23 protein-coding genes and 2 tRNA genes are annotated in these 23,707 nt (G+C 35.5%); 1 reads left to right on the plus strand and 24 read right to left on the minus strand.

Going from position 1 to position 23,707, the window contains the following annotated elements; all coding sequences use genetic code 11:
* From PHP31_05920 to PHP31_05935, 4 genes are all read right to left on the minus strand, one after another.
* Positions 1–687 (minus strand): phenylalanine--tRNA ligase subunit alpha (locus tag PHP31_05920; GenBank protein MDD3738813.1); only part of this gene is annotated, 687 nt, incomplete at its 3' end.
* Positions 688–757: 70 nt separating this feature from the next.
* Positions 758–1,342 carry a peptidylprolyl isomerase gene (locus tag PHP31_05925; GenBank protein MDD3738814.1) on the minus strand — a complete coding sequence of 195 codons (585 nt, stop codon included), beginning with the start codon at positions 1,340–1,342 and terminating at the stop codon, positions 758–760.
* Positions 1,343–1,469: 127 nt separating this feature from the next.
* Complete coding sequence (locus tag PHP31_05930) at positions 1,470–2,294, minus strand: peptidylprolyl isomerase (GenBank protein ID MDD3738815.1); 825 nt, start codon at positions 2,292–2,294, stop codon at positions 1,470–1,472.
* 12 nt (positions 2,295–2,306) lie between these two features.
* On the minus strand, positions 2,307–2,891 hold the full coding sequence (locus PHP31_05935) for a thymidine kinase (GenBank protein MDD3738816.1): 585 nt from the start codon (positions 2,889–2,891) through the stop codon (positions 2,307–2,309).
* Positions 2,892–2,981: 90 nt separating this feature from the next.
* On the opposite strand from PHP31_05935, the gene PHP31_05940 reads away from it, so the two are divergent.
* Positions 2,982–3,941 (plus strand): hypothetical protein, encoded by a 960-nt coding sequence (locus PHP31_05940; GenBank protein ID MDD3738817.1) that lies wholly within the window; start codon positions 2,982–2,984, stop codon positions 3,939–3,941.
* A 556-nt stretch (positions 3,942–4,497) separates the two neighbouring features.
* On the opposite strand, the gene PHP31_05945 is transcribed toward PHP31_05940, so the two are convergent.
* The 20 genes from PHP31_05945 to PHP31_06040 form a co-directional block, all read right to left on the minus strand.
* Positions 4,498–5,595, minus strand: a complete 1,098-nt coding sequence (locus tag PHP31_05945) for a sialidase family protein (protein ID MDD3738818.1) — start codon at positions 5,593–5,595, stop codon at positions 4,498–4,500.
* Positions 5,596–5,896: 301 nt separating this feature from the next.
* Positions 5,897–6,367 (minus strand): biopolymer transporter ExbD, encoded by a 471-nt coding sequence (locus PHP31_05950; GenBank protein ID MDD3738819.1) that lies wholly within the window; start codon positions 6,365–6,367, stop codon positions 5,897–5,899.
* A 2-nt stretch (positions 6,368–6,369) separates the two neighbouring features.
* Positions 6,370–6,951, minus strand: a complete 582-nt coding sequence (locus PHP31_05955; protein MDD3738820.1) for a biopolymer transporter ExbD — start codon at positions 6,949–6,951, stop codon at positions 6,370–6,372.
* Positions 6,952–6,965: 14 nt separating this feature from the next.
* Positions 6,966–7,298 carry a hypothetical protein gene (locus PHP31_05960; protein ID MDD3738821.1) on the minus strand — a complete coding sequence of 111 codons (333 nt, stop codon included), beginning with the start codon at positions 7,296–7,298 and terminating at the stop codon, positions 6,966–6,968.
* A 6-nt stretch (positions 7,299–7,304) separates the two neighbouring features.
* A complete protein-coding gene (locus PHP31_05965) occupies positions 7,305–8,120 on the minus strand; it encodes a MotA/TolQ/ExbB proton channel family protein (protein ID MDD3738822.1) in 816 nt (271 codons plus the stop codon).
* 105 nt (positions 8,121–8,225) lie between these two features.
* Positions 8,226–8,313 (minus strand) — tRNA-Ser (locus PHP31_05970).
* Positions 8,314–8,384: 71 nt separating this feature from the next.
* Entirely contained in the window at positions 8,385–9,014 is a 630-nt protein-coding gene (locus PHP31_05975; GenBank protein MDD3738823.1) for a 50S ribosomal protein L25, read from the minus strand.
* A 19-nt stretch (positions 9,015–9,033) separates the two neighbouring features.
* Positions 9,034–9,969: a ribose-phosphate pyrophosphokinase gene (locus PHP31_05980; protein MDD3738824.1), complete on the minus strand. Its 936-nt coding sequence runs from the start codon at positions 9,967–9,969 to the stop codon at positions 9,034–9,036.
* Positions 9,970–10,092: 123 nt separating this feature from the next.
* A tRNA-Cys gene (locus PHP31_05985) sits at positions 10,093–10,163 on the minus strand.
* Between the two features lie 318 nt (positions 10,164–10,481).
* Entirely contained in the window at positions 10,482–11,903 is a 1,422-nt protein-coding gene (locus tag PHP31_05990) for a carboxypeptidase-like regulatory domain-containing protein (protein MDD3738825.1), read from the minus strand.
* 432 nt (positions 11,904–12,335) lie between these two features.
* Positions 12,336–14,765, minus strand: a complete 2,430-nt coding sequence (locus tag PHP31_05995) for a TonB-dependent receptor (protein MDD3738826.1) — start codon at positions 14,763–14,765, stop codon at positions 12,336–12,338.
* A gap of 186 nt (positions 14,766–14,951) precedes the next feature.
* A complete protein-coding gene (lptC, locus tag PHP31_06000) occupies positions 14,952–15,515 on the minus strand; it encodes an LPS export ABC transporter periplasmic protein LptC (protein ID MDD3738827.1) in 564 nt (187 codons plus the stop codon).
* 12 nt (positions 15,516–15,527) lie between these two features.
* A complete protein-coding gene (locus PHP31_06005) occupies positions 15,528–16,883 on the minus strand; it encodes a hypothetical protein (protein ID MDD3738828.1) in 1,356 nt (451 codons plus the stop codon).
* Between the two features lie 55 nt (positions 16,884–16,938).
* On the minus strand, positions 16,939–18,210 hold the full coding sequence (locus tag PHP31_06010) for a hypothetical protein (GenBank protein MDD3738829.1): 1,272 nt from the start codon (positions 18,208–18,210) through the stop codon (positions 16,939–16,941).
* Positions 18,197–18,943 carry a type III pantothenate kinase gene (locus tag PHP31_06015; protein MDD3738830.1) on the minus strand — a complete coding sequence of 249 codons (747 nt, stop codon included), beginning with the start codon at positions 18,941–18,943 and terminating at the stop codon, positions 18,197–18,199. The genes PHP31_06010 and PHP31_06015 overlap by 14 nt, the downstream gene beginning before the upstream one ends.
* Before the next feature lie 103 nt (positions 18,944–19,046).
* Entirely contained in the window at positions 19,047–19,664 is a 618-nt protein-coding gene (gene folE / locus PHP31_06020) for a GTP cyclohydrolase I FolE (protein MDD3738831.1), read from the minus strand.
* A 29-nt stretch (positions 19,665–19,693) separates the two neighbouring features.
* Positions 19,694–20,089, minus strand: coding sequence for a hypothetical protein (locus PHP31_06025; GenBank protein MDD3738832.1), 396 nt, complete (start codon positions 20,087–20,089; stop codon positions 19,694–19,696).
* Between the two features lie 106 nt (positions 20,090–20,195).
* Positions 20,196–20,411, minus strand: coding sequence for an AtpZ/AtpI family protein (locus PHP31_06030; GenBank protein ID MDD3738833.1), 216 nt, complete (start codon positions 20,409–20,411; stop codon positions 20,196–20,198).
* Positions 20,392–20,790: a polymer-forming cytoskeletal protein gene (locus PHP31_06035; protein ID MDD3738834.1), complete on the minus strand. Its 399-nt coding sequence runs from the start codon at positions 20,788–20,790 to the stop codon at positions 20,392–20,394. The genes PHP31_06030 and PHP31_06035 overlap by 20 nt, the downstream gene beginning before the upstream one ends.
* A gap of 5 nt (positions 20,791–20,795) precedes the next feature.
* On the minus strand, positions 20,796–23,516 hold the full coding sequence (locus PHP31_06040; protein MDD3738835.1) for a tetratricopeptide repeat protein: 2,721 nt from the start codon (positions 23,514–23,516) through the stop codon (positions 20,796–20,798).
* Positions 23,517–23,707: the final 191 nt, after the last annotated feature.

A 23,707-nucleotide genomic window follows, 5' to 3' on the forward strand; every position in this document is an offset into this window, starting at 1 on the left:
TGCAAAGTACAAAAGTGTTTGCTTTAGGTCGGCAAATGAAACATTTTTGTCGATGTATAATCCTTCAACTTGATGGAAAAAGCAGTGTGCTCGCATTGATATTGCTTCGTTTCGGTAAACTCTGCCAGGAAAAATAGCTCTAATAGGCAGATTGCCTTTTTCCATAACTCTAACCTGTACACTCGACGTATGAGTGCGTAGAACGGTATCGGGATTGCCGTCTATGAAAAAAGTATCTTGCATATCTCTGGCAGGGTGCTCCTTTGGGAAGTTAAGAGCTGTAAACACGTGCCAATCGTCTTCTATTTCAGGACCTTCTTCTACGGTAAAGCCTATGTGCGAAAAAATTTCAATAATACGGTCTTTCACAATCGATAATGGATGTTGCGAACCATTATGGGTGTTTAGCGAAGGCATGCTCAAATCGAGATTTGCAACTTGTTTTTTAACACCTGATGACAAGTTTTTGTTGGCATCATATTTTTGCTGAGCCGTCTTTTTCAGTAAATTAATAACCTGTCCGTATTCTTTTTTATCGTCCTTAGATAAGTTTTTAAAATCTTCAAAAATAAGAGTAACAGAACCTTTTTTGCCTAAAAACTCCAAACGAAAGCGCTCTAGATCGTCGGCATTATTGATTTGAAATTCGTTTACTTCTTTTGATATTTTTTCGATTAAGTTTTTCATATGTCAGTGTTTTAATTGCTTTGTGCAAAACGTGAGTTTGCACTGTGTAGCCATATGTCGTTTGTTATAATTATTTTATAATCGACACGGTCATTTTTATATCATTTTCGGGTTTATCTCCACGTAAAGTCTTAACTGCAGCGATTTTGTCAACTACATCAAGTCCGCTAATAACTTCTCCAAAAACTGTATAGTTATAGTCTAAATGTGGCGTTCCGCCTATGGTTGAATATATTTCTTTTTGTTCGGCTGTGTATTGTTTACCGTGATAAGCTTCAAATTGCGTCAATTGTTCGGGTGGAACAACTTTACCTTGCACAATATAAAATTGCGAGCCCGAAGATTTTCGTTCCGGATTAACGTAATCTGCCATACGTGCAGCTGCCAATGCTCCTTTTTTGTGTATATATTTTGAATTAAACTCGGCAGGCACTAAGTAGTCAACTTCAGCTTGACCTGCAGGCGCTCCGCCACCTTGAACCATAAATTCCTTTATTACTCGGTGAAATATTGAGCCGTTGTAAAATCCTTGTTCGGCAAGTTTTACAAAGTTATCTCTATGCTGAGGAGTATCATCGTACAGTAAAACTGTTATATCGCCCAATGTTGTTTTTATTAGTACCTTAGTCCCTTTCTGAGCTTGTGCTGTGTTCATGTTTAGTATTGTTATTAAAATTATTATTAAGGTTGTTAAATTCTTCATCTGTCTGTGTTTTTATGCTTTATAAATTATTTCAATTCGGCGGCAAAAGTATCTAATTTGTTGGTGTTTGCGAAATTTTCTAATTTATTATTTTAATTTTCATTTTTATTTCTTTCAAAGGCTGGTCAGCGTTATTGGTAGGCTGCTTGGCAATACTATCAACAACTTCCATTCCACTAATAACTTCTCCAAACACAGTATATTCGCCGTCAAGATGCGGAGCACCGCCAATGTTTGTATATGCGTCGCGTTGATATTGGTTTAGCTTAAAAGGTTTCATCTTCATATATCTAACCTCAATAGCATCTTTGTATTTTATGAGAAGTTTGTTTATTGCATCTAAATTGTTTTCTTCGACAGCCTTTTTAAATATGTTCAAGTCTTCTTCTCTTCCTTCTTCATTAATAAGCGCTGTAAAGATATTTTGTTTGGTATATCTTTCGTATTGCAATTCCATATCGGTAAGCTGATTATTAGTATATTTTGTGCCCTGAACTATGTAAAACTGCGTAGCCGATGAGGCTTTCGTGGGGTTAATTTCGTCGGGCATACGAGCAGCGGCAAGCGCTCCGCGTTTATGGATGTACGTGGGGTAAACTTCAAACGGTACGGTTTTGTTTTCAAGTGAATCGATTACTTGCTGATCGGTAAAATTTTTGTTGTTTTCGAGTTCTCCGCCCTGAATCATAAATTTTTCAATAATTCTGTGGAATGTAGCATCGTCGTAGACGCCGGCTTCAATCATCTCGATAAAGTTTTGTTTATGCACAATTGTGCTGTCGTATAATTGAATAATTATTGAACCGTATTCGGTGTCAATTCTAACTTTGCTTTTTTGTTCATCTTTTTTACAGCTTACTGCTATTATGAGCAATGATGCGACTAATAAAATTACTTTTTTCATATGTTAATATTTTTAATGTTTACTTTGAATAGCCTTGTTGTAACAGCTTCTACACAATGGTTCGTACGATTCTTTTTCGCCTAATACAACAAGTTTATCGTTACTAATTTTTCTATATGAATGAAGAGCGATGTCTCCGCAACGCACACATATTGCCTGAACTTTGGTAACAAACTCGGCTTGAGCCATAAGTGTGGGCATAGGACCAAAAGGTTTTCCCATAAAATCCATGTCTAAACCTGCAATAATAACTCTTTTTCCGCTATCGGCAATTTGTTTGCATATTACCGGCAGGTCGCTATCAAAAAATTGAGCTTCGTCAATACCAACAACATCTACATCATCAACGTAAAACAATATTTGCGCCGAATTACTTATAGGTATTGATTTAATACTGTTTTGGTCGTGCGATACCACACTGTCTTCTTCGTAGCGAGTATCAACTGCGGGTTTAAAAATTTCTATTCTCTGACGTGCAATTTTTGCTCTTTTCAAACGCCTGAGCAATTCTTCCGTCTTGCCCGAAAACATTGACCCGGCAATCACTTCTATCCATCCCTTTTTGGGGTCAGTATTATTTGATTTTTCAATAAACATGAATTAATTATAAGGATTTATTATTTTTATGCAAATTTAGTGTATTATTCACAAATTGTTTCTTTTAAGTTTAATTTTTAGTTAAAATTTATGAATACCGAATTGAAATCTTTACTCCAAAAGGGCGACAGCATTATAAGGAGCGTTGTCGAAAGGTATAATAACTTAGATGTTTTGAATGATGAAACCGCCGTTATGGAAATAGATATTATGCAAGATGATATTAAGCAACTTTATCTGACTTTTAAACAAATAAGTTATCACTTGTACCGAGATTATGACAGCAAAAATTTAGCGAATATTGCCCCCAACGGCAACATAGCCGATTCGGTTATTAAGTCGGATAGTAATTTTGTTGAAGAGACGAACAATGTTAGTGAATATACTGACGATACAGATATTTCTGATGAAAATTCTTATAATTACGATGAGCCTATTGATTATGAACAGGAAGTTGAAAGCGACCACGATATTAATTCAGAGATAGAAGAAAAATTTGCCGGCGAAAATTTATTTTCTGCCGCAGGCGTTGATATAGATAATTACGAAATTGTGGAAAAACGAGATACTACACGTTCGGACAGCGAAAAAAAGTATTTGCAAAATAACGCCGAACATATTGCTACTCAAGACCAAGAGCAGGGCAGAGCATCAAATTTTGCGGAAACTACTGATATTAAGCCAAAAAATAATAATGAGTCAAATATGCATAATGAGAATCTGACGATAGGAGAAACCTTTACTAATAATGAAGTCTCAATTAATGACACAATAAAAGATATAAACGAGCAACAATACTCATTCCGACCCAAACTTAATCCTATCTCCAATTTGTCGGAGGCTATTAACTTGAACGAAAAATTTACATTTATAGCCGATTTGTTCGAAGGAAACGAGCAAGCCTACGACGAAGCGATAAAAAGATTAGAAAGAGCCGTAAATTACGACGAGGCAATGTGGATACTCGATTCAATGCGTAAGCCCCACTGGAGCGAAAATATTGAAACGGCACACTTGCTTAAAGACTTTGTTCATCGTAGGTATATTTAGTTTCAGTACTATTAGATAAAATCTTGAAGTTGGAGTTGCGGGTTGCGAGTTGCGAGTTGTGTTTTTTTTGCAATTAATAATTAACAATGAATAATTATCAATTATTAATTACTGACTGAGTGTCTGCGATTTTGTTTAACTATTTTGCAATTAATAGACTTTACTCTTTTCGTTTTGATGACGTGTCACATTAAGGAACAGCAATAGCCGAAAATTTAGCTTTTAAAGGATGGCATACATTTCTTCTGAATGTAGTTCGAAATAAATCCTTAGTGAGAACGGGAAGTTCCGAGCTTGCTCGGAAATCACCCGCACGAACTTAGGATTTATGAGAACGTAATTCAGAAAAGAAATGTCAGCCTTGACTTTTTGGTTCTTTTGTGTCAAGACAAAAGAACATATAAAAAAGAATAGAAACTATAAAGCTAAATTTTGTCACAATTCCATATTTTGGGACACAAAAGCTAATAGCCAATGGCTAATAGCCAACAGCCAATAGCTAACAGCTAACAGCTACTTTATTACTTGCAAATTCTCACTTGTGCAGAGCTTACCACTATTTTGAATAAAAATCTTTATTAATAGTTACGAATTGAATCTTTGTATAATCGTCTTTTTCGTATAATATTCCTAAATTACCGTTTTTAAGGACTGTTGCCGATGAGTACGCTGCCGAGCCTTCGTATATAGTTTTTTCTTCATTCCAAGTCTCACCCTTATCATAGCTGGTTTTCAGCGTCAAGTTTTTTCTATTATTTTTGGAGTTAGCGTTGACAAATACAAGCACGTCGGGGAATTCATTTTTATAAAATGAAGCATAGTTAAAGAATGCGGCGTTGCAACCTGGGTCGGTTAGTGCAGTATCGGCTACCGAAGTCCATGTTCTGCCTTTATTTGTTGAGGTATGTATATAACGGTATCCTGCGTTATTTATACGACTGTTTATCAGTAGAGTTCCGTCGTTAAGTTCAGCCACTTTCGATTCGTCGCCGGGTAAAATTGCGCTGCTTATAAGTTCCCAATTTTCTCCGAAATCGTAGCTGCCAAACAAGAACAAACCCGTATTAAGATTAACTATTGTGTGCATCAGTGTTCCATCTTTGCACTGAATGCCTCTTCCGGAAGTTACAAATTTAAAGTGGTAATTCCAGCCTACCCAACTTAGTTGGTCTGTAACATCAACAGGTTCCGACCATGTTTGGCAATTATCTGTGCTTTTCACGTACATAAATCGGTATTTATTGGGATAATTTATCAAATCCATGTAGTTATAAAAAACAAATACCACATTGTTTACTTTATCAATAATAATACTTGGGTCGGAGGCAGATGTTCCGTATTCGTAATCGACTAAGGTTTCCATTTCTGTCCATGTTTGACCGTTATCGTGGCTTTTTCTGATAACCAAATTAATGTCTTTGCAATGTCTCAAGTCGCCGCAGCTTTCAACGCGTTGGTCGCAAACAGCTATGAGAAGTCCATTCGGAAGACAATCTATAGCCGGAATACGGTAACATGATACATTAGGGTCTGAAATGTTATCGAATAATGTAATATCTACTTCTACTTTTTCTGCTTGATGGTTATTGTTGTTACAACCGGCAAAAATGAGTATTAGTAAGCTGATAATGATTAAGGGAATTGATTTTTTCATGATGTATTTTTTATTTGACGTTTAAATTGATTGTTGTGTTACGTGTTGTCCCGAAGTTTCGGGATGTTACGGGTTAGTTCTTAGTTTTGAGTTCTGAGTATCGAGTATCGAGTTCTGAGTTCTGAGTTCTGAGTTCTGTCCCGAAGTTTCGGGAGAGTTCTGAGTTCTGAGTTTACAAACTCCTAACTCCTAACTCCCAACTCCTAACTCCTAACTATCTCATAATGACAAAAACCTGTTTCAGCAATCAATATCTGCAACCGAAACAGGTTTTGTTAATTAGTTAAAACAAAAGGAGCATCTAGCTATTAGCCGATTTTCCTTTTTTTCTAGTAGAGTACGTAATTTTAAATGCTCCGACCTTTCTAAGCTCCTGTTTTATATCAGTTACTATACCCATTTTTGTACTAGCGTCAACTTTAAGCGATGTAGTAAGTAACGGACGGTCTGATTCAGGTCTTGCTTGGCGTTCGGCTACAATAAACGAACTTATGTCGCCAACAGTAGCAAAAGCATCATTTAGCTGTATCCTAGATTCAGTACCAAGTTGGGTTCTGACAGGTTTTCCAACATATATGAAGCTTACCAACGATTTTCTTTCAAGTTTCTGAACTTCAGTTGCTTGCGGTGGAGTAACTCTAACTATAAGAGATACTTCACGCATTGTTGTAATAACCATGAAAAAAAACAGCAGCATAAAAATAATGTCTGACATCGATGCCATGTTCAGTTCGGGAACTGATCTTTCTTCTTTATCTTTAAATTTTGACATAATTAATCTCCTATATTTTCAGGTTCAGCTTCGGAAATAGCTACCGGAATAGCTTTACTTATAGCATTTATATACGTTTCGTTTGTAAGATCGGCGTACTTAACACCGTACATTCTTTTAGATAGGTCGTCTCTGAGTTCATTTATCGCTGCCGTTAATTCATTTTGTACTTGAATGTAGGCATCGTATGAAGTACCGCGGTCATTTTTAAGCGATATTACACCTTTTGATACTTTTACAGTACCCAACCCAGGGATTTCTTCCTCAACTTTTTCGGGAAAATCACTTCTATCGGTAGGATTACTTAAAAATTGCTTGGCGGTTTCTTTCAAGTCTCTAACGGTCATTACTTGATTTTGTACAAGCAATAAGTCGTTCTTATTGATAAAAACTTTCAGAACGTTTCTTTCCTTAATATCCATGTCTGGCGGCGGATTGTTCGGGTCTAATGGAGGGGGAAGCCTTCTCATAATACCGGTATCCGTGTCAATACTAGATGTAATAAGGAAGAAAGTAAGCAAAAGGAATGTTATATCCGACATTGACCCCGTATTTAAACCTGGTGTTTTTCGTTTGTTTGACATTTGTTATTCCTTTCTTATTTTTTAAATAATTTTACAGTTGCACTAACCAATGTTAATACTAATAGTGCCACACCAATAATGTACGTGGTGATTAATCCGGCACTTATTATTTTAACTTGTTGCGGAGAGACACCATATTTGTCGTAAAAATCTCCTGATTCTGCAGGCGAAAATACATATGCAATAATAACAATAGCTAACATTATTCCTACTCCAATTAGCGCAGGTCTTGAGCCTTTAGTATTGGTAATTATACCTTTTACGGCGAAAACCAATAATAGGACAATAGCAGCAACTAAAGCTATATATGCTATGTACAAGCCAATATTAATAAATATATCTGCCATAGTCTATTAGTTTTTAGCGTTTTTGTTTCTTACTAAAATGTCCATAAATGTGATTGATGCGTCTTCCATATCTGCAACTATACTATCAATTTTGGATATAATATAGTTGTAGAAAACTTGTAGGATGATAGCAACAATAAGACCGAACACTGTGGTAATAAGAGCAATTTTCATACCTCCTGCTACAATTGTAGGCGAAATATCGCCGGCAATTTCAATAGCGTCGAAAGCTTGAACCATACCAACAACTGTTCCCAAGAAACCCAAACTTGGCGAAATTGCGATAAACAATCCAATCCAAGATAAGTTCTTTTCCAATTTAGCTATTTGAACTCCACCGTAAGAAACGATTGCTTTTTCAACGTTTTCTAAACCTTCGTTGTAGCGGTCTAGACCTTGGAACATGATAGAAGCAACAGGTCCGCGTGAATCTCTACATAGTTCTTTTGCATCGGTGATACCATTTTCTTGAATTCTTTTTTCAACATTAACCAATAATTTGTCGGGGTTAACGTCAGCAAGATTAAGATAAATAATACGTTCGATACACAGTGCCAAACCAAATATTAAACATAAAAGGATTGGTGTCATAAATGTAGGTCCACCTTCAATAAATCTGTTTTTTAACATTTGGTGAAATGATTCATTTTTTACTGGTGGTGCCAACGGATCTGCAGTTGCGTCTGTTACTTGTTGCTCAGCTGCAACAGCCTCGGTTGCTGTTGTGTCGGGAGCTTCGGTAGCTTCCTGAGCAAATGAAATGTTTGTCATACCGATGTTTAGCATTAATGCTAAAGACAGAAAAGCGATTACTTTTTTCATAAGTTGAATGTTAAATTGATTTGTTAATTTATTTTACTTTGTTTGATTTAATTTTATTTTTATTTGTTTTAGTTTTGTTTCATTTTTTGAATTTGTAGCGAGAGGCGGAGAGAATGGGATTCGAACCCATGATACGCTTTCGGCATATACACACTTTCCAGGCGTGCGCCTTCAACCACTCGGCCATCTCTCCTATTTCACTCAAATTGACTGCTAAAATACAAAATTATTCTAATTGACAATATTTTCTCAATAAATTTTTTATTATTCTTTATGTTCTTCGGCTGGTGCATCTCCTCCTTCGCTTTCAGCTTCGTCTTCACCTTCTGCTCCTTCAGGTGTTTCTTCCACAACTCTAGTTACGCTCACCGAAACAACTTGTGCCGATTTTTTATCAAGCAATTCTAAGTTATCAACTTTAACTTCCGATACTCTTATCGAGTCGTTTATGTTTAGTTTTGAAATATCAATGGTGATAACTTCCGGTATGTCATTAATTAAACCTTTTACCAATAGTTTGCGGAATGATTTTTTTAGTTTTCCACCTTTTAATACTCCGGGTGAGTTTCCGGTAAGGCTCACAGGAACGCTAACTTTAATAGGTTTATCTGCAAAGCATTCTAAAAAATCGACGTGCAAGATATTATCGGTAACAGGGTGGTACTGAACCTCCTGGATAATAGCTTGTAATTTTTTGCCTTCTACATCTAAATCAACTAAGTATGGATATGCCGAAAATACAATTTTCGTCAAATCTTTTTCGCTGAGTGTGATGTGCAATTCTTCTTTACCTCCATACACTACGCAAGGTATTCTACCTTCTTTGCGTTGTTGTTTGGCATCTTTTTTCCCTACGTTTGCTCTTAGCAAACCGCTCATAGATGTTCTTTTCATTGTTTGTGTTTGTTTAGTGTTATTTAATTTTAAATATTGATGAAATTGATTCGTAATTATGTGCTCGTTTAATAACTTCGGCAAGTAGTGGTGCCGTGCTTAATACCGTAATTTTGTCCGATTTTTTTGCAAGCGGAATGGTGTCGGTTACAACTACTTGTGTAAAAGCCGAATTTTCAATTCTTTCGTATGCATCGCCCGATAATATTGGGTGTGTACAAAATCCTCTCACACTGTTTGCTCCTTTTTTCATAATCAAATCGGCGGCTCTTGTTATAGTTCCGGCTGTATCTATTATGTCGTCTAATAGTATTACGTCTTTACCATTAACATCACCAATAAGTTCCATGTTTTCAATTTGATTAGCCTTTGTTCTTTGTTTATAGCAAATTACAAAAGGAATATTGAAGGCTTTAGCGTACGATGCTGCTCTTCTTGTTCCGCCTGTATCAGGCGAAGCAAACACCATGTTAGGTAGATTTAACGATTTTATATATGGTAAAAATATTGACGAAGCATACAAGTGGTCGACTGGTAGGTCGAAAAAGCCCTGTATTTGGTCAGCATGTAAGTCTATGGTTATTATTCTGTTAACTCCCGAAGCCGATAACAAGTTGGCTAATAATTTTGCCGATATTGGCACTCGGGGTTTGTCTTTTCTATCCTGCCTTGCGAAACCGAAGTAGGGTATAACTGCCGTAATTTGTCTTGCCGATGCTCTGCGTGCGGCATCTATCATCAGCAGTAGCTCTAGCATGTTTTCTGCAGGTGGGAAGGTGCTTTGTACAAGGTATGTATCAACACCACGAAGGTTTTCTTCAAATGAGACGCTAAATTCGCCGTCGCTAAATACGGTAACTTGGGCTTTGCCCAATTCTTGTCCGTATGCTGCAGCTATATCTTCTGCAAGATATTTAGTTGCTCTGCCCGAAAATATTTTTACTTCTTTTCGCATTACAAATAATTTATGTATTTGTTATATATTTTGTTTTTGCAAATGTATAAAAATATTCGTTATTTGAGTATTAATTTTACATATTTAAACAAGTAAAGCAACGGCTTATCACCGTTGCTTTAGAGGTTTCGAGCGGATTCGAACCGCTGTAAACGGTTTTGCAGACCGCTGCCTAGCCACTCGGCCACGAAACCTTTTTTTTGCAAATGTAATACTTTTTTTCTATTAGGCATATTTTTGTTAATATTTATTTTGGTGTTACGGGTTATCCCGAAGTTTCGGGACGTGGTGCGGGTTGCGGGTTACGGGTTGCGTGGTGCGGGTTGCGGGTTGCGTGGTGCGGGTTAGTTCTGAAGTTTCGGGATGTTGCGGGTTAGTTCTGAGTCAGGAGTTCTGAGTTATGAGTTCTGAGTTCCGAGTTTCAAAACTCCTGACTCGAAACTCAAAACTCGAAACTTCGTTTTTCACTCTAATATCCTTAAATATGTTAGCTGTTTATTAGCGTTCTATCATTAATTCGTAGCTTCCAAAACCGCCCAAATCAGTTGCTTTGTACTTCCTTGACTTTCGGTATTGTCGTTTATAAGTGCGTACAATTTTCCGTTATTTACAATAACTTTTGTGGGAAATACAAACTCGTCAATTCTTCTTACAAAATTTACCTTACCTGTTTCAACATTAACGGAATACACACTTAAAATGCCGTTTCTGTCAATATGTGTTGAATAAACATTGTTGTTTTCTTCATCAAAAAGTATTTCAAAGTTTTTATTGCCTTGTTGAACCAAATCGGTTTTGTGGCTTTTAATTAATTTTCCCTTGTGATTAAATACCTGTATTTCATTTAGTAACGTTGAAATGAAATAAATTTTACCATTGATTTCGAAAATAGGGTTTAGGTTCTTTTTAACATATTGTTTTTTGAAGAGTTTGCCCATCATAGACTCACTGAACATATTATTATATTCTTTTAAGTAGTCGTATTTTAGCTTCGATGCAATTTTTTTACTAACTTCCGCTGCAGCAATGTCACTATTGGTTAATGCAACATATTCTTCTTCTTGTATATACTGAATTTGTCTGTTAAAGACTTCGTCCAAATGTTTTTCCTCAAGCTCTCTTATGATAATAGCCAAGTTTTCTTCGTCGGTTGCGTGGCACAGTGCTTTTAGTTCTTTGGTTTTCAAATTATGTTGAATATATACAAGAGTTTGTCCGAAGTTTTTGTAATATGGTGTATAAAGATTATCGCTATTGATTATTAGGACATTTCTCAGTACTTCGTTAAATTTTTTAAGCGGCGTACCGTATAAAATTTTTAATTCGTTGTTTTTAAATCCCAATTGGTAGGAAGAATCGCTACTTAAAAGGTGTATATTGCCGAAACAATCTTTAAACGTATTTTTCATTTTATTGCTAACTCTGAGTACCGACAAGGTGTCGAAGTTTGGCGCAGGAGTTAGAACGTAGCACATTTTTTTGTTTGCTTTTGTGCCTAAAATATAAATAAGTCCGTTGCTAAAGTTGAAGTCGGAAACGTAAAAATTTAACTCTTTTCTTATTTTATTTATTTTGCTCAAATCTTCTGATGTAACGGTAACGGGAGACAAGCTTCCAACAGAAGAAGTAAGTGTTATTATTAAATTTTCGTGGTCTTTTACTTCTTTCAGAAGAATAGACTTAGTTTCAAAAGCTACGCAACTGAACTCCAATGTTGCGTTGGGAGATATTTTGATTTCAAATTCGCCGTTTTTATTTGTTGTAGTTCCAATTTTGTATTCATGACTGTAAATATTAACATCTTGAATAGGAACTCCATCTTTATTAACAACTTTTCCGCTATACGTTTTAACGTGAACCTGTGCTTCGCAGTAGTTGTTCGTAATACCAATAAACACAAGTATAATTATTGTTATTTTGAAAAATAGTTTCATAATGATATTTTTATATTAGGGTTAATATAAACTGTTGATATAGAGTGTGTGAAGTACTTTCGCAATAATAATTTAGTAGAACTGATAAAGGTGTTAAAGTTGTCGCTATATTTTGAACCGCAATAAGTAGCTGAATTATAACTGAGCTCTTGTATATTTGAATTTATGTAAAACGGATATAGGATTTGAGGTTTGAATAAAGAAATAGTTAAAACACTACTCTCTCTCTCTCTCTCTCTCTCTCTCTCTCTCTCTCTCTACATAATCGAGAGCTTTAAGAGTTTTGTTTTTTGCTAAAAACAAAGACATTATTTTACTGTAGGATAACATTTTAAAACAATATTGTTAATAGATTGTTTTTAACACTACAAATATAATAATATTTTATAAAAAAAAGGTTTTTAAAATATTTGATGAGATATATTTGCCTCATCATTTATAGTCTCTTGTTCCTCTGTCACCGTGCAAAATATTATACCTTAACGAGAAGTAAAATGTTCGCTTATATGCCGAACCAGAATATTGGTAATCGGTTTTTACGCCAAAAATCTCGGAAGTTGAGCCCCTACCAATCATTTCGTCAAAAACGTTTGAAACGCCTAACGAAACAAATAATTTATTTTTCAAAAAGTATCTGCTTACGTAAGCTGATGAATTAAGCCACGGTTTGTAATAGCCGTTATATGTTGTCAGCTTTGAATTGTAGCGAGCGTAGAAAGATAAATAATAAGTGTTTTTTATTCTGTAATCGATGTTACCTTTAATGTAATAACCGTACTGACTGTGCTCGTAGTTGACAAAAGGCAGTTCAAATTCCTGTGCTAAATCGGTGAGCGATTTTATGTTGTAATAATTATTAAAGATACTTGACGATAAAGAAAAACTTAAATTTTGTCTCGCTTTGTACCAAAATGCAAGGTCAACGCCAAAATTCTTTTTAATTGCAACATTCATGGGTTTTGAAATATAAATTAGTGAGCTTACAGGTATAGAAACCGTTTCGGAATGATTGTCGGTGTAGTTGTAAAAACACTCTACCGATGCGTTTAATTTTTCGGTATTGTAGTTATATCCTAAGTAAACGGAATAAAAATCGGTGGGTAAAAGACCAGAATTACCCGACTGCCAATAATATATGTTTTTCTTATCTATAAAATCGCACAAATCATTAAAATACGGCATTTCGGCAGTCTTTGACAAAGTTAATTTTATATCTTGTTTTTCGTTAATGCTATATGTAAATGTGAATGAAGGTAAAATGCGAAAATAAGTCTTGGATAAATCGATTATAGTATCCGAATTATCTGTGTTGTATCTGTAATATTTTCCGTTTATTTTTTTACAACTTAAACCAATGCCTCCGTCAAGTTTCCATTTTTTCAATTCCGTCCCGAAGCGAAATGATAAATCGTGTTTTTGGTTAGCATATATGGCAAATTGGCTTTCAGGCAATGAAATTATATCAAAAATATAATGTTCGTTAGCCGAAGAATCTTGTAATGATAAATACAGATTGTACGAAATGTTAAAACGTGTTTTTGGGGTTATTGAATGATTGTAAAAAAAGTTTGAATAAATGTTTTTAGAGAAAAACTTACCGTTGTTTTTAAAATTATATACGCTGTCGATTTGTTGAGTGTTCAGATGATTAAAATCGTATTCCGAAAAATTATTACTTGACCCGTTATACCTGTTTATGTGTACATACGATTTAAAATAAGTATCGAGTGTATCAAATTTATGTTTGAACGAAATTGTAAATCCGTTATAATCTTGTTTATCGGTGTAGTTGCTGTTATTATCGTATTTATTCAGTAATAAGTTGTTTGCCGACTTTTCTTCTCTAAAAGCAGTATTGCCGTTTCCGTCGGGTTTTGAGAAATACAGACCGTATGTGGCATATAAAGTTGTATTGTCGGAAGGTTTATAATAAACACCTGCATTATTGTAGTTTAGTCTGTTTATATTTTGACGGTAGGATATAAATTCCTGAAAATTTTGTCCGTTCTGATTATTTATATCTTTTTGAGTGGTCGAATTGGTATAATTAAAGTTGTAATCGTAAGAAGAATTTATAAAAAATGTAAGACTTTTTATTTTGTAGTTTAAGTTGAGATAATTTTTCGTACTTGAAATTTTCTTAAAATCTTGTGTGTTTATTGTAGAAGAAACAGAGCCGCTTATACCATCGACGGTTTCGGTTTTCATTAATATGTTTATAATTCCTCCACGTCCGTCTCCGCCGGTATTCATTGCTAAGTCGATTAACTCTATTTTTTTTACTTTATCGACGGGTATCATTTCCAATTTAGGATAAACGTACTTCATCAGCAGGTCATCAACGTAGATAGTTGCTTCAGCACCTTTAAAATACACCGAGCCATCTTCATCGACAACAACACCCGGCAATGTTTTTAGCAAATCGAGTATTGTTCTTGCCGATTTTGCTTGTATATTGCCTACACTGAAAACTTTTCTGTCGAATTTTTGTTGCATGTACGGTCTGCTAGCTGTTACTTGCGTTTCGCTTAATTGATATATTATCGGCGAAAGCTCAATTACACCGAAATCGTGTTTGTTGGAGTTTTTTTCATCATCAAAAAATACGGTTTTTTCTTTATAACCAATGTTGGATATAACTAGTTTATAGTTGTCGGGCTTATTAAAAGAACAAGCAAACTCACCTTTTTCATCACTCAGCGTCCCTGTAATTGTCGAATCGTTATGATTTTTGATAACGATTGTGGAATAAGGTACAGGTTTTTTGTTAATGCTATCCGTAATTATGCCTTGTATTTGCAATGTTTGAGATAATAATACAATAGGCAGAAACAATAAGATAAAAACAATTATTTTTTTCATATTCTCGCTTTTATCCTACAAATATAGTGCTTTTTTCAAATAAATTTGTTTTCCAAAATTAGAAATTATTGGTTGGTGGTACGTGTTGCGTGTTGCGAGTTGCGTGGCAATTAGCAATTAACAATTAACTAAGTTTAGCCTTTAGCCAATAGCTAACGGCTAACGGCTAATGGCTAACAGCTAACTTCACTTATCATCAATATAAAAGCTGCCGGTAACATTATGTATTATCCATTTGTTAAGATGGTCGTCGGCTTTCATACCTCTACCCATAATAATTTTGTCGGGTTCGGTAATTTTTACAAATTCGTCGGTGTATATGGTTCCTTTATTTTGGTCCCAAAACAAATTTTCGGTATTAAGTTGAATATTTTTCTTGTAGTTATTAATTTGCACGTCGCCTTTGGCTTGCATAAGTTTTTGGTTTTCCCAGCTTATGCCGTATTTGGCTCTAATTTGAGTTTCTTTGCTGTTAAGCGAATCGTAGGTAACAACAACAAAGCCTTTGGGGAGTTCGGTATAAGGGTTTGTTTCCGACTGAAACGTAAGCATTTGTGCGCCCGACAACTCCATTGACAGTTTTCCGTTTTTTGTTTCTCTGATGTGGATAGAATCGACGGAGATGGTGGGAATAGAGTCTTGTGCTGTAATTTTAATAATAGTATTTATATCGTTTTTACACGAAAAAAATATGGTTGCTGCCAAAACAGCAACCATAATTCCGTATGATTTATTAAAATTTGCAGACATTTGTCAGTTTAGTTATCTAGAAGCTCTAACTGTTGTGGTTTCACCTATCCAGCATCCAACATTGTATCTGCTACCTTCATCTACTACGTTAAAGAATAATCTTTCTCTGGTTGGGAAGTATGCCGAGTATAGCGAAATCTTTTTGTTAGCTTCTTCTGTAACTTCAGGGTCAACGCTTTTAGCTTTAACGTACTTATCGACTGCTGCCCAGTAAACGGCTCTTTCGTCTATTTCGGTTTCGCCTTTACACATTGCGGCGCTAGCTGCGTACATATCGCCAATCATTATGTAATATTTACCGGCATTTGGGTTAAGTTTTAAAGCGTTGTTAAGGTGGTTTCGAGCACTTGAGTAGTTTTTAGTATCAATTTTTATAGCAGCTAAGCTAACGTAAGCATTTTCTTGCAATTCAGGTGTTAAGCCGTTAATTGATTCTAAAAAGTACGCTTCGGCTTTTTCGTAATCTTTTTCTCTCATCATAAGTTTACCCATTAGGTATGCCGAAGTGGGCGTTGGTTTAAGTTTGTGTAATTGTTCGGTTGCAAGCAAAAACAGTTCGCTGTCGGTACAATTTTTTCTGTCTAACATAAAAGTTATTTTCTTTAAAGCAGTAGTATCATTCATTGCTTGGTCGAATTTTTTGCTATATATACTGATAAGGTGTTCGCAAGTTGCAAACGGCTCAAAAACACTTTCTATCAATGCCTTCATGTTTTTCCAATTGTCCAAGTCGGAGCTATTGTTTTTAGTGCATTCGGCAATATTAGTTTCGGCAATGTCGCTAAGTTGATCGTATGCGTTAAGTAGCGAGTCGGGTGGAAAAATGTTGCCGGCTACCATTGCGTTAACGTGCAAGAAGTAGTTGGAAGCGACGACAGGGTCAACATTAAGTTGTTCCAAATCAACCGATTTGCGAAGATATTCATAAACTTTCATAGTGTCGGTTGGACGAAGGTTCATAAGGTCTAATGCCTGACGACCTCTTATAAGTCCTTCGCGACTTCTGCTGTCGTGTCCGAAATGCTCAATACGTTTGTCGTACACCATCATAAGTGTGTCTATCCATGCGTTTCTGTCGTTAATATCAGTTGCTAAGCCAATTCTGTGAGTAACAATTCTAACTCCGTGAATATAGCTATTTTGGCTAGCTGCAGGACAGCCGGCTATAACTTTGCTCCAATACGGATATGCATCCTTATAATTGCCTTGTTTGTAAAATTCCGAATAAAGAGAAATGTTTTGTATACATTGTATACTGTCTTCTCCATATTTTTTTACGGTTTGGGCAGATAAATTTGAAATTGACGATAGTGCAGTTGCTAATATAACTGCCGCGATTGTCATTACTTTTATTTTTCTAATTTTCATGAGTACTATTTTTATTGATTTTCGTTATGTTTATTTTTCGAGTTTTTTTATCCGTTTAAAAATATTTTGGTTTAATAAACCATCTTTCTTGCAATGCAGCTCCTAAAGTAAATTTTACGTAGCTGTCTCTAATCAATCCGTTATTTTCTGTTCCTAATCCACCTGCTTCAATAGCAATATTGATTGTAGATTTCGTCTTCCTCATCGGTAAACCAACCCCAAAACTTATGCCAAATTTGTTAATTCTTTTATTGTTAACATAAAGGTAACCTAATTCGTAGTTGGCTCCAAATCGGTAGTATGTGCGGTCGAAGTACTTTCCTACATCAATTTTTGAAGGTCTGTATTGTGCACCTACCGAAAAATCGTAAGAGTTTTTTAGTAATTCGGGTTTATCTAAGAATACAAATTCCGACCATTTTTGATATAGTACGTTTGCAGTTACAAACCAACGTGTTGAACTTCCGAAAGCAAGACCTGCTCCAATATTTTGGGGTAATTTTATAAGTTTTTTCTGACTAACTGAGTAAAATACAGTATCGTGAATGTTTTCTAAAAAATTGTAAACCAAATGCTCGGATGATGATTTTATATCAACCGAAGGAGAGTATTTTACACCTAGTTGTACGTACTTATCGCGGTTCAGATTTAGTCGATATTGCAAACCGAATTCGGGGAAGAGTTTTGAAACTCCTATGCTGATATTGTCAGCCGTATTCATATATCCGACAGAGTCGGGAAAACTTATTGCTTTTGAGTTTTCAATTTTGCCGAAGTAGTAATTCAGGTTGAAACCTATAGATAAATTTTTAAAAAGTTTAAAACCGCTACCCAAATATGCTTGGCTAATTCCACCATCGCCGACGTAAACATGTTTTTCTTTACCTACATTTTCGGTAATTATCTGTTCTGTAATATTATATCCTATTCCTGAATACGGCAGTACTCCCAAACTGAATTTCCACCATTTTGTTACCGGAAAACCGAAGTTAATATTTGATATGGAACCCGACATATAACTTTTTGATTGAGTTTGATTTGACAACTTGCCTTTGCGTAAGTGAAATCCTGCGTCGATAACAAAGCTGTTGGAGTCGAATGCGGTATAACTTGCCGGATTAATATGGTTTATAAAGTACGGACTGCTTAAAGCAATAGGTGTTCCACCGGTAGCCATTGTTGCCTGATGTGTGTTTTTGTACAATGTGCCCATGCCATAAACGGAATACGGACTTGTAAATACTTGCGATTCTACTGTCGACGAAAACAATAGCATCAGCGACAGTAACAATATTGGGCTTATTATGTTTGTTTTAATTGATTTCAAGATTGTAATTGAGTATTATGTTAAGTCCTTCTAATATTATGTTTGGTGCGACAAAGGTTTTGAAATTAAGATTGTTGTCGAAAAATCTGTAATTTCCGCCCGATAGTATAATCTTAACGTCGTCGAACATTTCTCTGTAGCTTTTAATAGTGCCTTCAACTTCGCGTAAAATTCCGTTTAGCACTCCCGATGTAATTGAGTTGTATGTTGAGTTTCCAATAAGTTCGGTATTGCCAATATATTCGATAAACGGTAATTTGTCGGTAAAATAATGCAATGATTTATAACGCATTAAAATCCCGGGAGATATTGCTCCGCCAATGTATACGCCTTCGGCTGTAATAAAATCGTATTTTAGAGCCGTACCCGAATCGATGTTGAGCAGGTTGTTGCCCGGAAAGCGATGAGCCGCACCAACGGCAATGGCTCTACGGTCTAATCCTAATGTTTCGGGACTGCTATATTGAATTTTTATTGGTAAAGGTGTGTCGCTGTTGAAATTAACAACGTGATATTTATCGTTAAGGTATTTAGCAACTGCCTTTGGATAGTCTTTAACATACGAAACAATACAGGAAAACTCTTTGTCGTAGTTTTTACAAAACGATTTTATCTTTTCAAGATTAATATCTTCAAAAAGGTTGAAATCGGTAAGTATATTATTTTGGTACGCAGCTATTTTTGTATAGCTGTTTCCTATATCTATGACTATGTTTTTACTACTATCGGACATTATAAATTTATAATTGAGCAAAAGTACAAAAATAATAGAAAGAACGTAACTTAATATTGAAATATATGTTAAAGATTTCTGTAACTCAAGTCTGTTAGTGTTTTTAGTGTAGTTTGTTGGAAATAAGGTTAATAAATTCGGAGCGAGTTTTTTCTACCATAAATACTCCTGTAAAGTCGGAAGTTGTGGTTACCGAATTTTGTTTTTGAATGCCGCGCATACTCATGCACATGTGTTGTGCTTCAATTACTACGGCAACTCCAAGTGGGTCTAATGTTTTGTGAATAACTTCTTTAATTTGTCTTGTAAGTCGTTCTTGAACTTGTAATCGGCGAGCCAAAGCATCTACCACACGTGGAATTTTACTAAGTCCTACTATCTTTCCGTTAGGAATGTAGGCAACGTGAGCTTTTCCGAAAAAAGGCAGCATATGGTGTTCGCACAACGAGTATATCTCGATATCTTTAACTATAACCATTTGTTTGTAGTCTTCTTCAAAGAGTGCCGATTTTAAAATTGTTTCGGGGTCAAGTTCGTAGCCGTGAGTTAGAAATTTTATTGCTTTTGAAGTCCTTTCGGGTGTGAGCAACAAACCGTCTCTTTCGGGCTGTTCGCCTATTAATCGTATTATTTCTTTATAGTGGTACGATAGCTTTTCAATGGTCTCGGGGTCGTACAAGCCGTTGCTATCTATGCTGTTGTTTCTTATGTAGTTGTCCATTTTTATATTACAAATATCGAAATGATTTTTTACTGATTATTATCTGAAGGGAGTTTGCTTATTATCATCAACCAATATATTTCGTAAAACAGGTATATGAAGTAAACTATTAAAAAGTCAATTGCAAACGACTTAACTTGTTGCCTAACCGCCAGAGCGTATATTCCTATAAGCGACAGAATAACAAACGGCTTAAGCATAGTAAGTATTAAAAATTTTCTGATAAAGTGTTGATGAGATTTATTTTTCGATTTCCTTAGGCTTACAAGTATGTACAACGTAATTAAACACATAAGGGTGGGCATAACCCAAAATAATGAGTGTACAAAATACGGTGCAACAAAATATACAATGAGTCCTAAAATATATACTATTGCAGTAAATATTAATATGTTGATGTAAATATTGCTTTTAATTCTAGTCATTTTAACTTAAAAAATAATTTTCAAAAGTAATAATTTATTCAAAATAACCAATTTTAGTCTATTGGTAAACTCAATTTGCTACCTTAGTATTTTATTAAACAGGAATTTACAATAAATCTTTAACGCCAATGTATATGGCAGCTGCAACTGCAAAAAGAGTTAGGCTTACGGTAAATATCGGGAAGTTTATATTAAGCCACTTGTCTAATTTTATTCCTGCAAAGCATCCTATGCCAATAATAATTATCATTTGCAGTGCCAAACTTGAGTATTTTGCGTAATAAAAAAGGGGTCTTTTATTTTTACTGTCCTTTTGTTTCATTATCGGGCTCTTTTTTACTATTACCCATGCTGCATCTGCCGTTGAATATGGCTCCGTTTTCAATAGCGAGTTTGTTGGTAAAAATATCGCCTTCAATAACCGACGTCGAGCGCAAGTTTATAAGCTCTTCAATAGAAACGTTACCTTCTATAGTACCCAAAATTTCGGCATTTCTGCAATTCAAAGCACCTTTAATACTTCCACTAACTCCAACTATCACTTTGCCATTGGAGTTAATTTCTCCATTTATTTTTCCATCTATCCTAAGGTCGCCTTTGGTTCTTATTTCGCCTTCAATTACCGTATCTTTGCCAACAAGGTTCATCGACTGAAGCGTCCTATCTTCAGCTTCATTAGTATTAGTGTTTTTTCTGCTCATAGTTTTTATGGTTTGTAATATTTTTTAAAGAAGTTCATATAGCCGTTGTACTGCTTCTCTCGATAAAAAATAGGATAATTTTCCATTGATATAACTAATTTCAGGTTGTTGGTATTATTCAGCATTCCCATAACGTAGTCGTCTTGACCAATTGCGTGGTAGTAATCCATAGCAGCTTTGGAGTTTCTAAAACTTGTAACCGTAACCATATGATAACCACCATCTATAACTATTGAGTTTATTGTAAGGCTTGATTTGCTGAACGATTTGGTGTTAAAGTCGGATACTCTGTTTTTTAGAGCGTTAATATTTACGACATTTTCGTCGGCTATAATGATGTAGAAGTGAGTTTGCTCTAAATTGACCTTATAAATTTTTGGCACTGTGGTGTCGGCAGTTGAGCCGAATGCAGGTTGCAATAGGCTACCGCTTTGGGCAACGCTGGGTTGTGTGGTGCTTGATGTTTCGGGTGCAGTAGTTGCTGTTTGCGGTCCTTTGTGAATTTCCAATGTTTCTCTTGCCAATTGAGCAACAGGGTGAGTTGGATATTTTTTCACCAAGTTTTCAAACGATGCTATAAGCGAGTCTACAGACTGCAACTCGCCTTTTGCCACAGCATTAAGGTACATAAAACGCGGGGTTAGGTCAGGATTGTCGGAATTAACCAATCCTTGATTTGTGTATAGTTCTAATAGCTTATACTGCTTAGCTTCGTATGCTCTAAAGGCATCTTGATAAAGCAAATTCTCTTTATTCTTTTTAGCAAGAAGTTCTTTGTTGTAATCAGGATTTCTGATTATTTCGGCATAATCGGAGTCGGGATAATTTCTCAAAACCAAACTTCTGTACTTTCTTATTAGCTCGTCGTTTTTAGTTTCTATACCGATTAAGTACAGCTGATAGTATATTGTAAGCAGGTCTTCTTTTTCGGGAAAACGTTCTATGTAGTTTTCAAACGATGCTACCGAGTTGTCTATATCGTCCAAACCGTCTTTATATATATATCCTAAATTTATAGTAGCTTTAGCTATTTTATTGTTGGAGATTTCTAATTTTTCGGGCGTATTAGGCAGTTGAGCCAAATATGTTTCGGGATTAAGCGGATCGGTGGAAACCTGAGCGGTTTTGCCACGTTCCTTGCTTATCGAGTCGCCTTCTATGGGCTCACTACCAACGCCGATTTCGCTGTCAAACGAAACTAAAACGTCTTTATTTGTAAGTCGCCAATTATCTTCCAACTTTCGTCTTCCCCATTTGCGTGTAAATTCCGAAAAGCCCATACTTAGAGCCGAAGGATTGTAAAAATACCATGAGCTTCCGCTTTGTCCCGTAACATCAATGCCTGCGCGGTTGCCAAGGTCGGGAATGCTACGCATCATTTCGTTTTCAATTCTAATTCTTTCTTCTTCTTCCTGTCTGCGACGTTCATCTGCCTTGTATTTTTCTATAATTTTTGCAATAATTGCGTCTCTTTCTTTTTCGGGAAGTTTGGCAATTCTTTGCAAGCTGTCTTCGTGCTGAACAATTTTCAGATTTTCAACCAACTCGGTAAGCGTATGAGTTTTTACACTGATTTCCTTATAGTTTGGGTGCTCTTTTGGTAGCGATTGTAGGGCTGTATCGTAGTATAAAGCCGATTCGGTATAATTTTCTTTTGCAAAGTAAATGTCGGCAAGTTGTAATGCCGAAGCCGATTTTTGGTAATTGTTTTTAACGCTGGCAGCAACCGATTTTCGCAAATAGTCAATAATCAGAGAGTCGTGCGATTTATTTGTTATCGAAAGTTCGGCAAGTGCGTGATATATTTGGTCTCTATAGTCCTTGTTTTTCACATCTTTGAGCATCTTTTTAAGCTGTTTTTCCAAATTGGCAAAGTTTCCGGTAGATTTATCGAAAGACTGTGCCATATTGATGCGAGCATTAAAAATCATTTCGTAAGGTGCCGAACTTTTTACAACTTTTTGATAAAACTTTGTGGCTTCGGCGTATTTTTTTTCATTTTGAGCAATTTGTCCGCTAATGAAATTAAGTCGTGCCGCCATTTTACCCCTACGGTTGACTTGTAGAGCCTCTCTCAGATAAACTTTTGCCAAATCGTAGCTTTCGGTTTTCAAATAAAAATCGGCAAACACAAGGGGTATTTGTCTTTGTATTTTAAAGCGCTGCTTGCCTTTAAGCAATTCTGTTTCAATAAGATTAAGCTGCATTACGGTTTCATCGTATTTTTTTTGCTCAATAAAAACTTTTGCTTTCCATAATTGGGAAACAAATCCTGCTTCGCTATTCGGAAACTGAGTAATGATGTAATCTAAAGTTTTTAGCGTATTAGCGTAATCTTGCTTGTAAAATTGCGCTCTGGCTATCAGCAAATAGCAATCGTCTATCCATTTGTTGTACTCTTTGCCATCGAAGTAAAGCGAGTGTTTTGGAATTGCTTTTTGTCCTTTTTCAATGGCTCTCTCCATTTGCGGATATATTTTTCGAGCTGCATCGGCACTGCCGTAGTAATAAACAGGTAAAACCAAGTTGTAATTCTCCAAAATATTATCGTTCAGCACTTTTTTACCTTCTTTAAAGCTCTCTTCGCCGTTCCAATATACATTATAATGGGTGGTTAGGTTATGATATGCTCTTGTAAAAGTAGTGTTTTTTTTGGTCGAACAACCTGAAATAAATAGTGCTACTACAACAAGTAGGTATATGTTATGTAGTTTTTGTCTTTTCAAAAGTTGAAGTTTTTAATTACAAAATACGCTTGCAATAAATTATAGTTTACTCAATCTATTTAACTTTAATTTTGCAAAGATATTGTTTTTGTCGGAATATTTTAACAGATATTTTCATTAAAACTTTCGAGTATCTCAAAGCCGATTTCCAAATTCAAGTTTTTATTTTTGTTCAAATTTAATTCAATTGT

This window comes from Lentimicrobiaceae bacterium (genome assembly GCA_028697555.1).
In the GTDB taxonomy this organism is placed as follows: Bacteria; Bacteroidota; Bacteroidia; order Bacteroidales; family UBA4417; genus UBA4417.

Excerpts from the sequence above, each read along its gene's own strand:
- PHP31_05925 (MDD3738814.1), bottom strand. The coding sequence starts at position 1,342 with ATGAACACAGCACAAGCTCAGAAAGGGACTAAGGTACTAATAAAAACA.
- PHP31_05930 (MDD3738815.1), bottom strand. The coding sequence starts at position 2,294 with ATGAAAAAAGTAATTTTATTAGTCGCATCATTGCTCATAATAGCAGTA.
- PHP31_05935 (MDD3738816.1), bottom strand. The coding sequence starts at position 2,891 with ATGTTTATTGAAAAATCAAATAATACTGACCCCAAAAAGGGATGGATA.
- PHP31_05940 (MDD3738817.1), top strand. The coding sequence starts at position 2,982 with ATGAATACCGAATTGAAATCTTTACTCCAAAAGGGCGACAGCATTATA.
- PHP31_05945 (MDD3738818.1), bottom strand. The coding sequence starts at position 5,595 with ATGAAAAAATCAATTCCCTTAATCATTATCAGCTTACTAATACTCATT.
- PHP31_05950 (MDD3738819.1), bottom strand. The coding sequence starts at position 6,367 with ATGTCAAAATTTAAAGATAAAGAAGAAAGATCAGTTCCCGAACTGAAC.
- PHP31_05955 (MDD3738820.1), bottom strand. The coding sequence starts at position 6,951 with ATGTCAAACAAACGAAAAACACCAGGTTTAAATACGGGGTCAATGTCG.
- PHP31_05960 (MDD3738821.1), bottom strand. The coding sequence starts at position 7,298 with ATGGCAGATATATTTATTAATATTGGCTTGTACATAGCATATATAGCT.
- PHP31_05965 (MDD3738822.1), bottom strand. The coding sequence starts at position 8,120 with ATGAAAAAAGTAATCGCTTTTCTGTCTTTAGCATTAATGCTAAACATC.
- PHP31_05975 (MDD3738823.1), bottom strand. The coding sequence starts at position 9,014 with ATGAAAAGAACATCTATGAGCGGTTTGCTAAGAGCAAACGTAGGGAAA.
- PHP31_05980 (MDD3738824.1), bottom strand. The coding sequence starts at position 9,969 with ATGCGAAAAGAAGTAAAAATATTTTCGGGCAGAGCAACTAAATATCTT.
- PHP31_05990 (MDD3738825.1), bottom strand. The coding sequence starts at position 11,903 with ATGAAACTATTTTTCAAAATAACAATAATTATACTTGTGTTTATTGGT.
- PHP31_05995 (MDD3738826.1), bottom strand. The coding sequence starts at position 14,765 with ATGAAAAAAATAATTGTTTTTATCTTATTGTTTCTGCCTATTGTATTA.
- lptC (MDD3738827.1), bottom strand. The coding sequence starts at position 15,515 with ATGTCTGCAAATTTTAATAAATCATACGGAATTATGGTTGCTGTTTTG.
- PHP31_06005 (MDD3738828.1), bottom strand. The coding sequence starts at position 16,883 with ATGAAAATTAGAAAAATAAAAGTAATGACAATCGCGGCAGTTATATTA.
- PHP31_06015 (MDD3738830.1), bottom strand. The coding sequence starts at position 18,943 with ATGTCCGATAGTAGTAAAAACATAGTCATAGATATAGGAAACAGCTAT.
- folE (MDD3738831.1), bottom strand. The coding sequence starts at position 19,664 with ATGGACAACTACATAAGAAACAACAGCATAGATAGCAACGGCTTGTAC.
- PHP31_06025 (MDD3738832.1), bottom strand. The coding sequence starts at position 20,089 with ATGACTAGAATTAAAAGCAATATTTACATCAACATATTAATATTTACT.
- PHP31_06030 (MDD3738833.1), bottom strand. The coding sequence starts at position 20,411 with ATGAAACAAAAGGACAGTAAAAATAAAAGACCCCTTTTTTATTACGCA.
- PHP31_06035 (MDD3738834.1), bottom strand. The coding sequence starts at position 20,790 with ATGAGCAGAAAAAACACTAATACTAATGAAGCTGAAGATAGGACGCTT.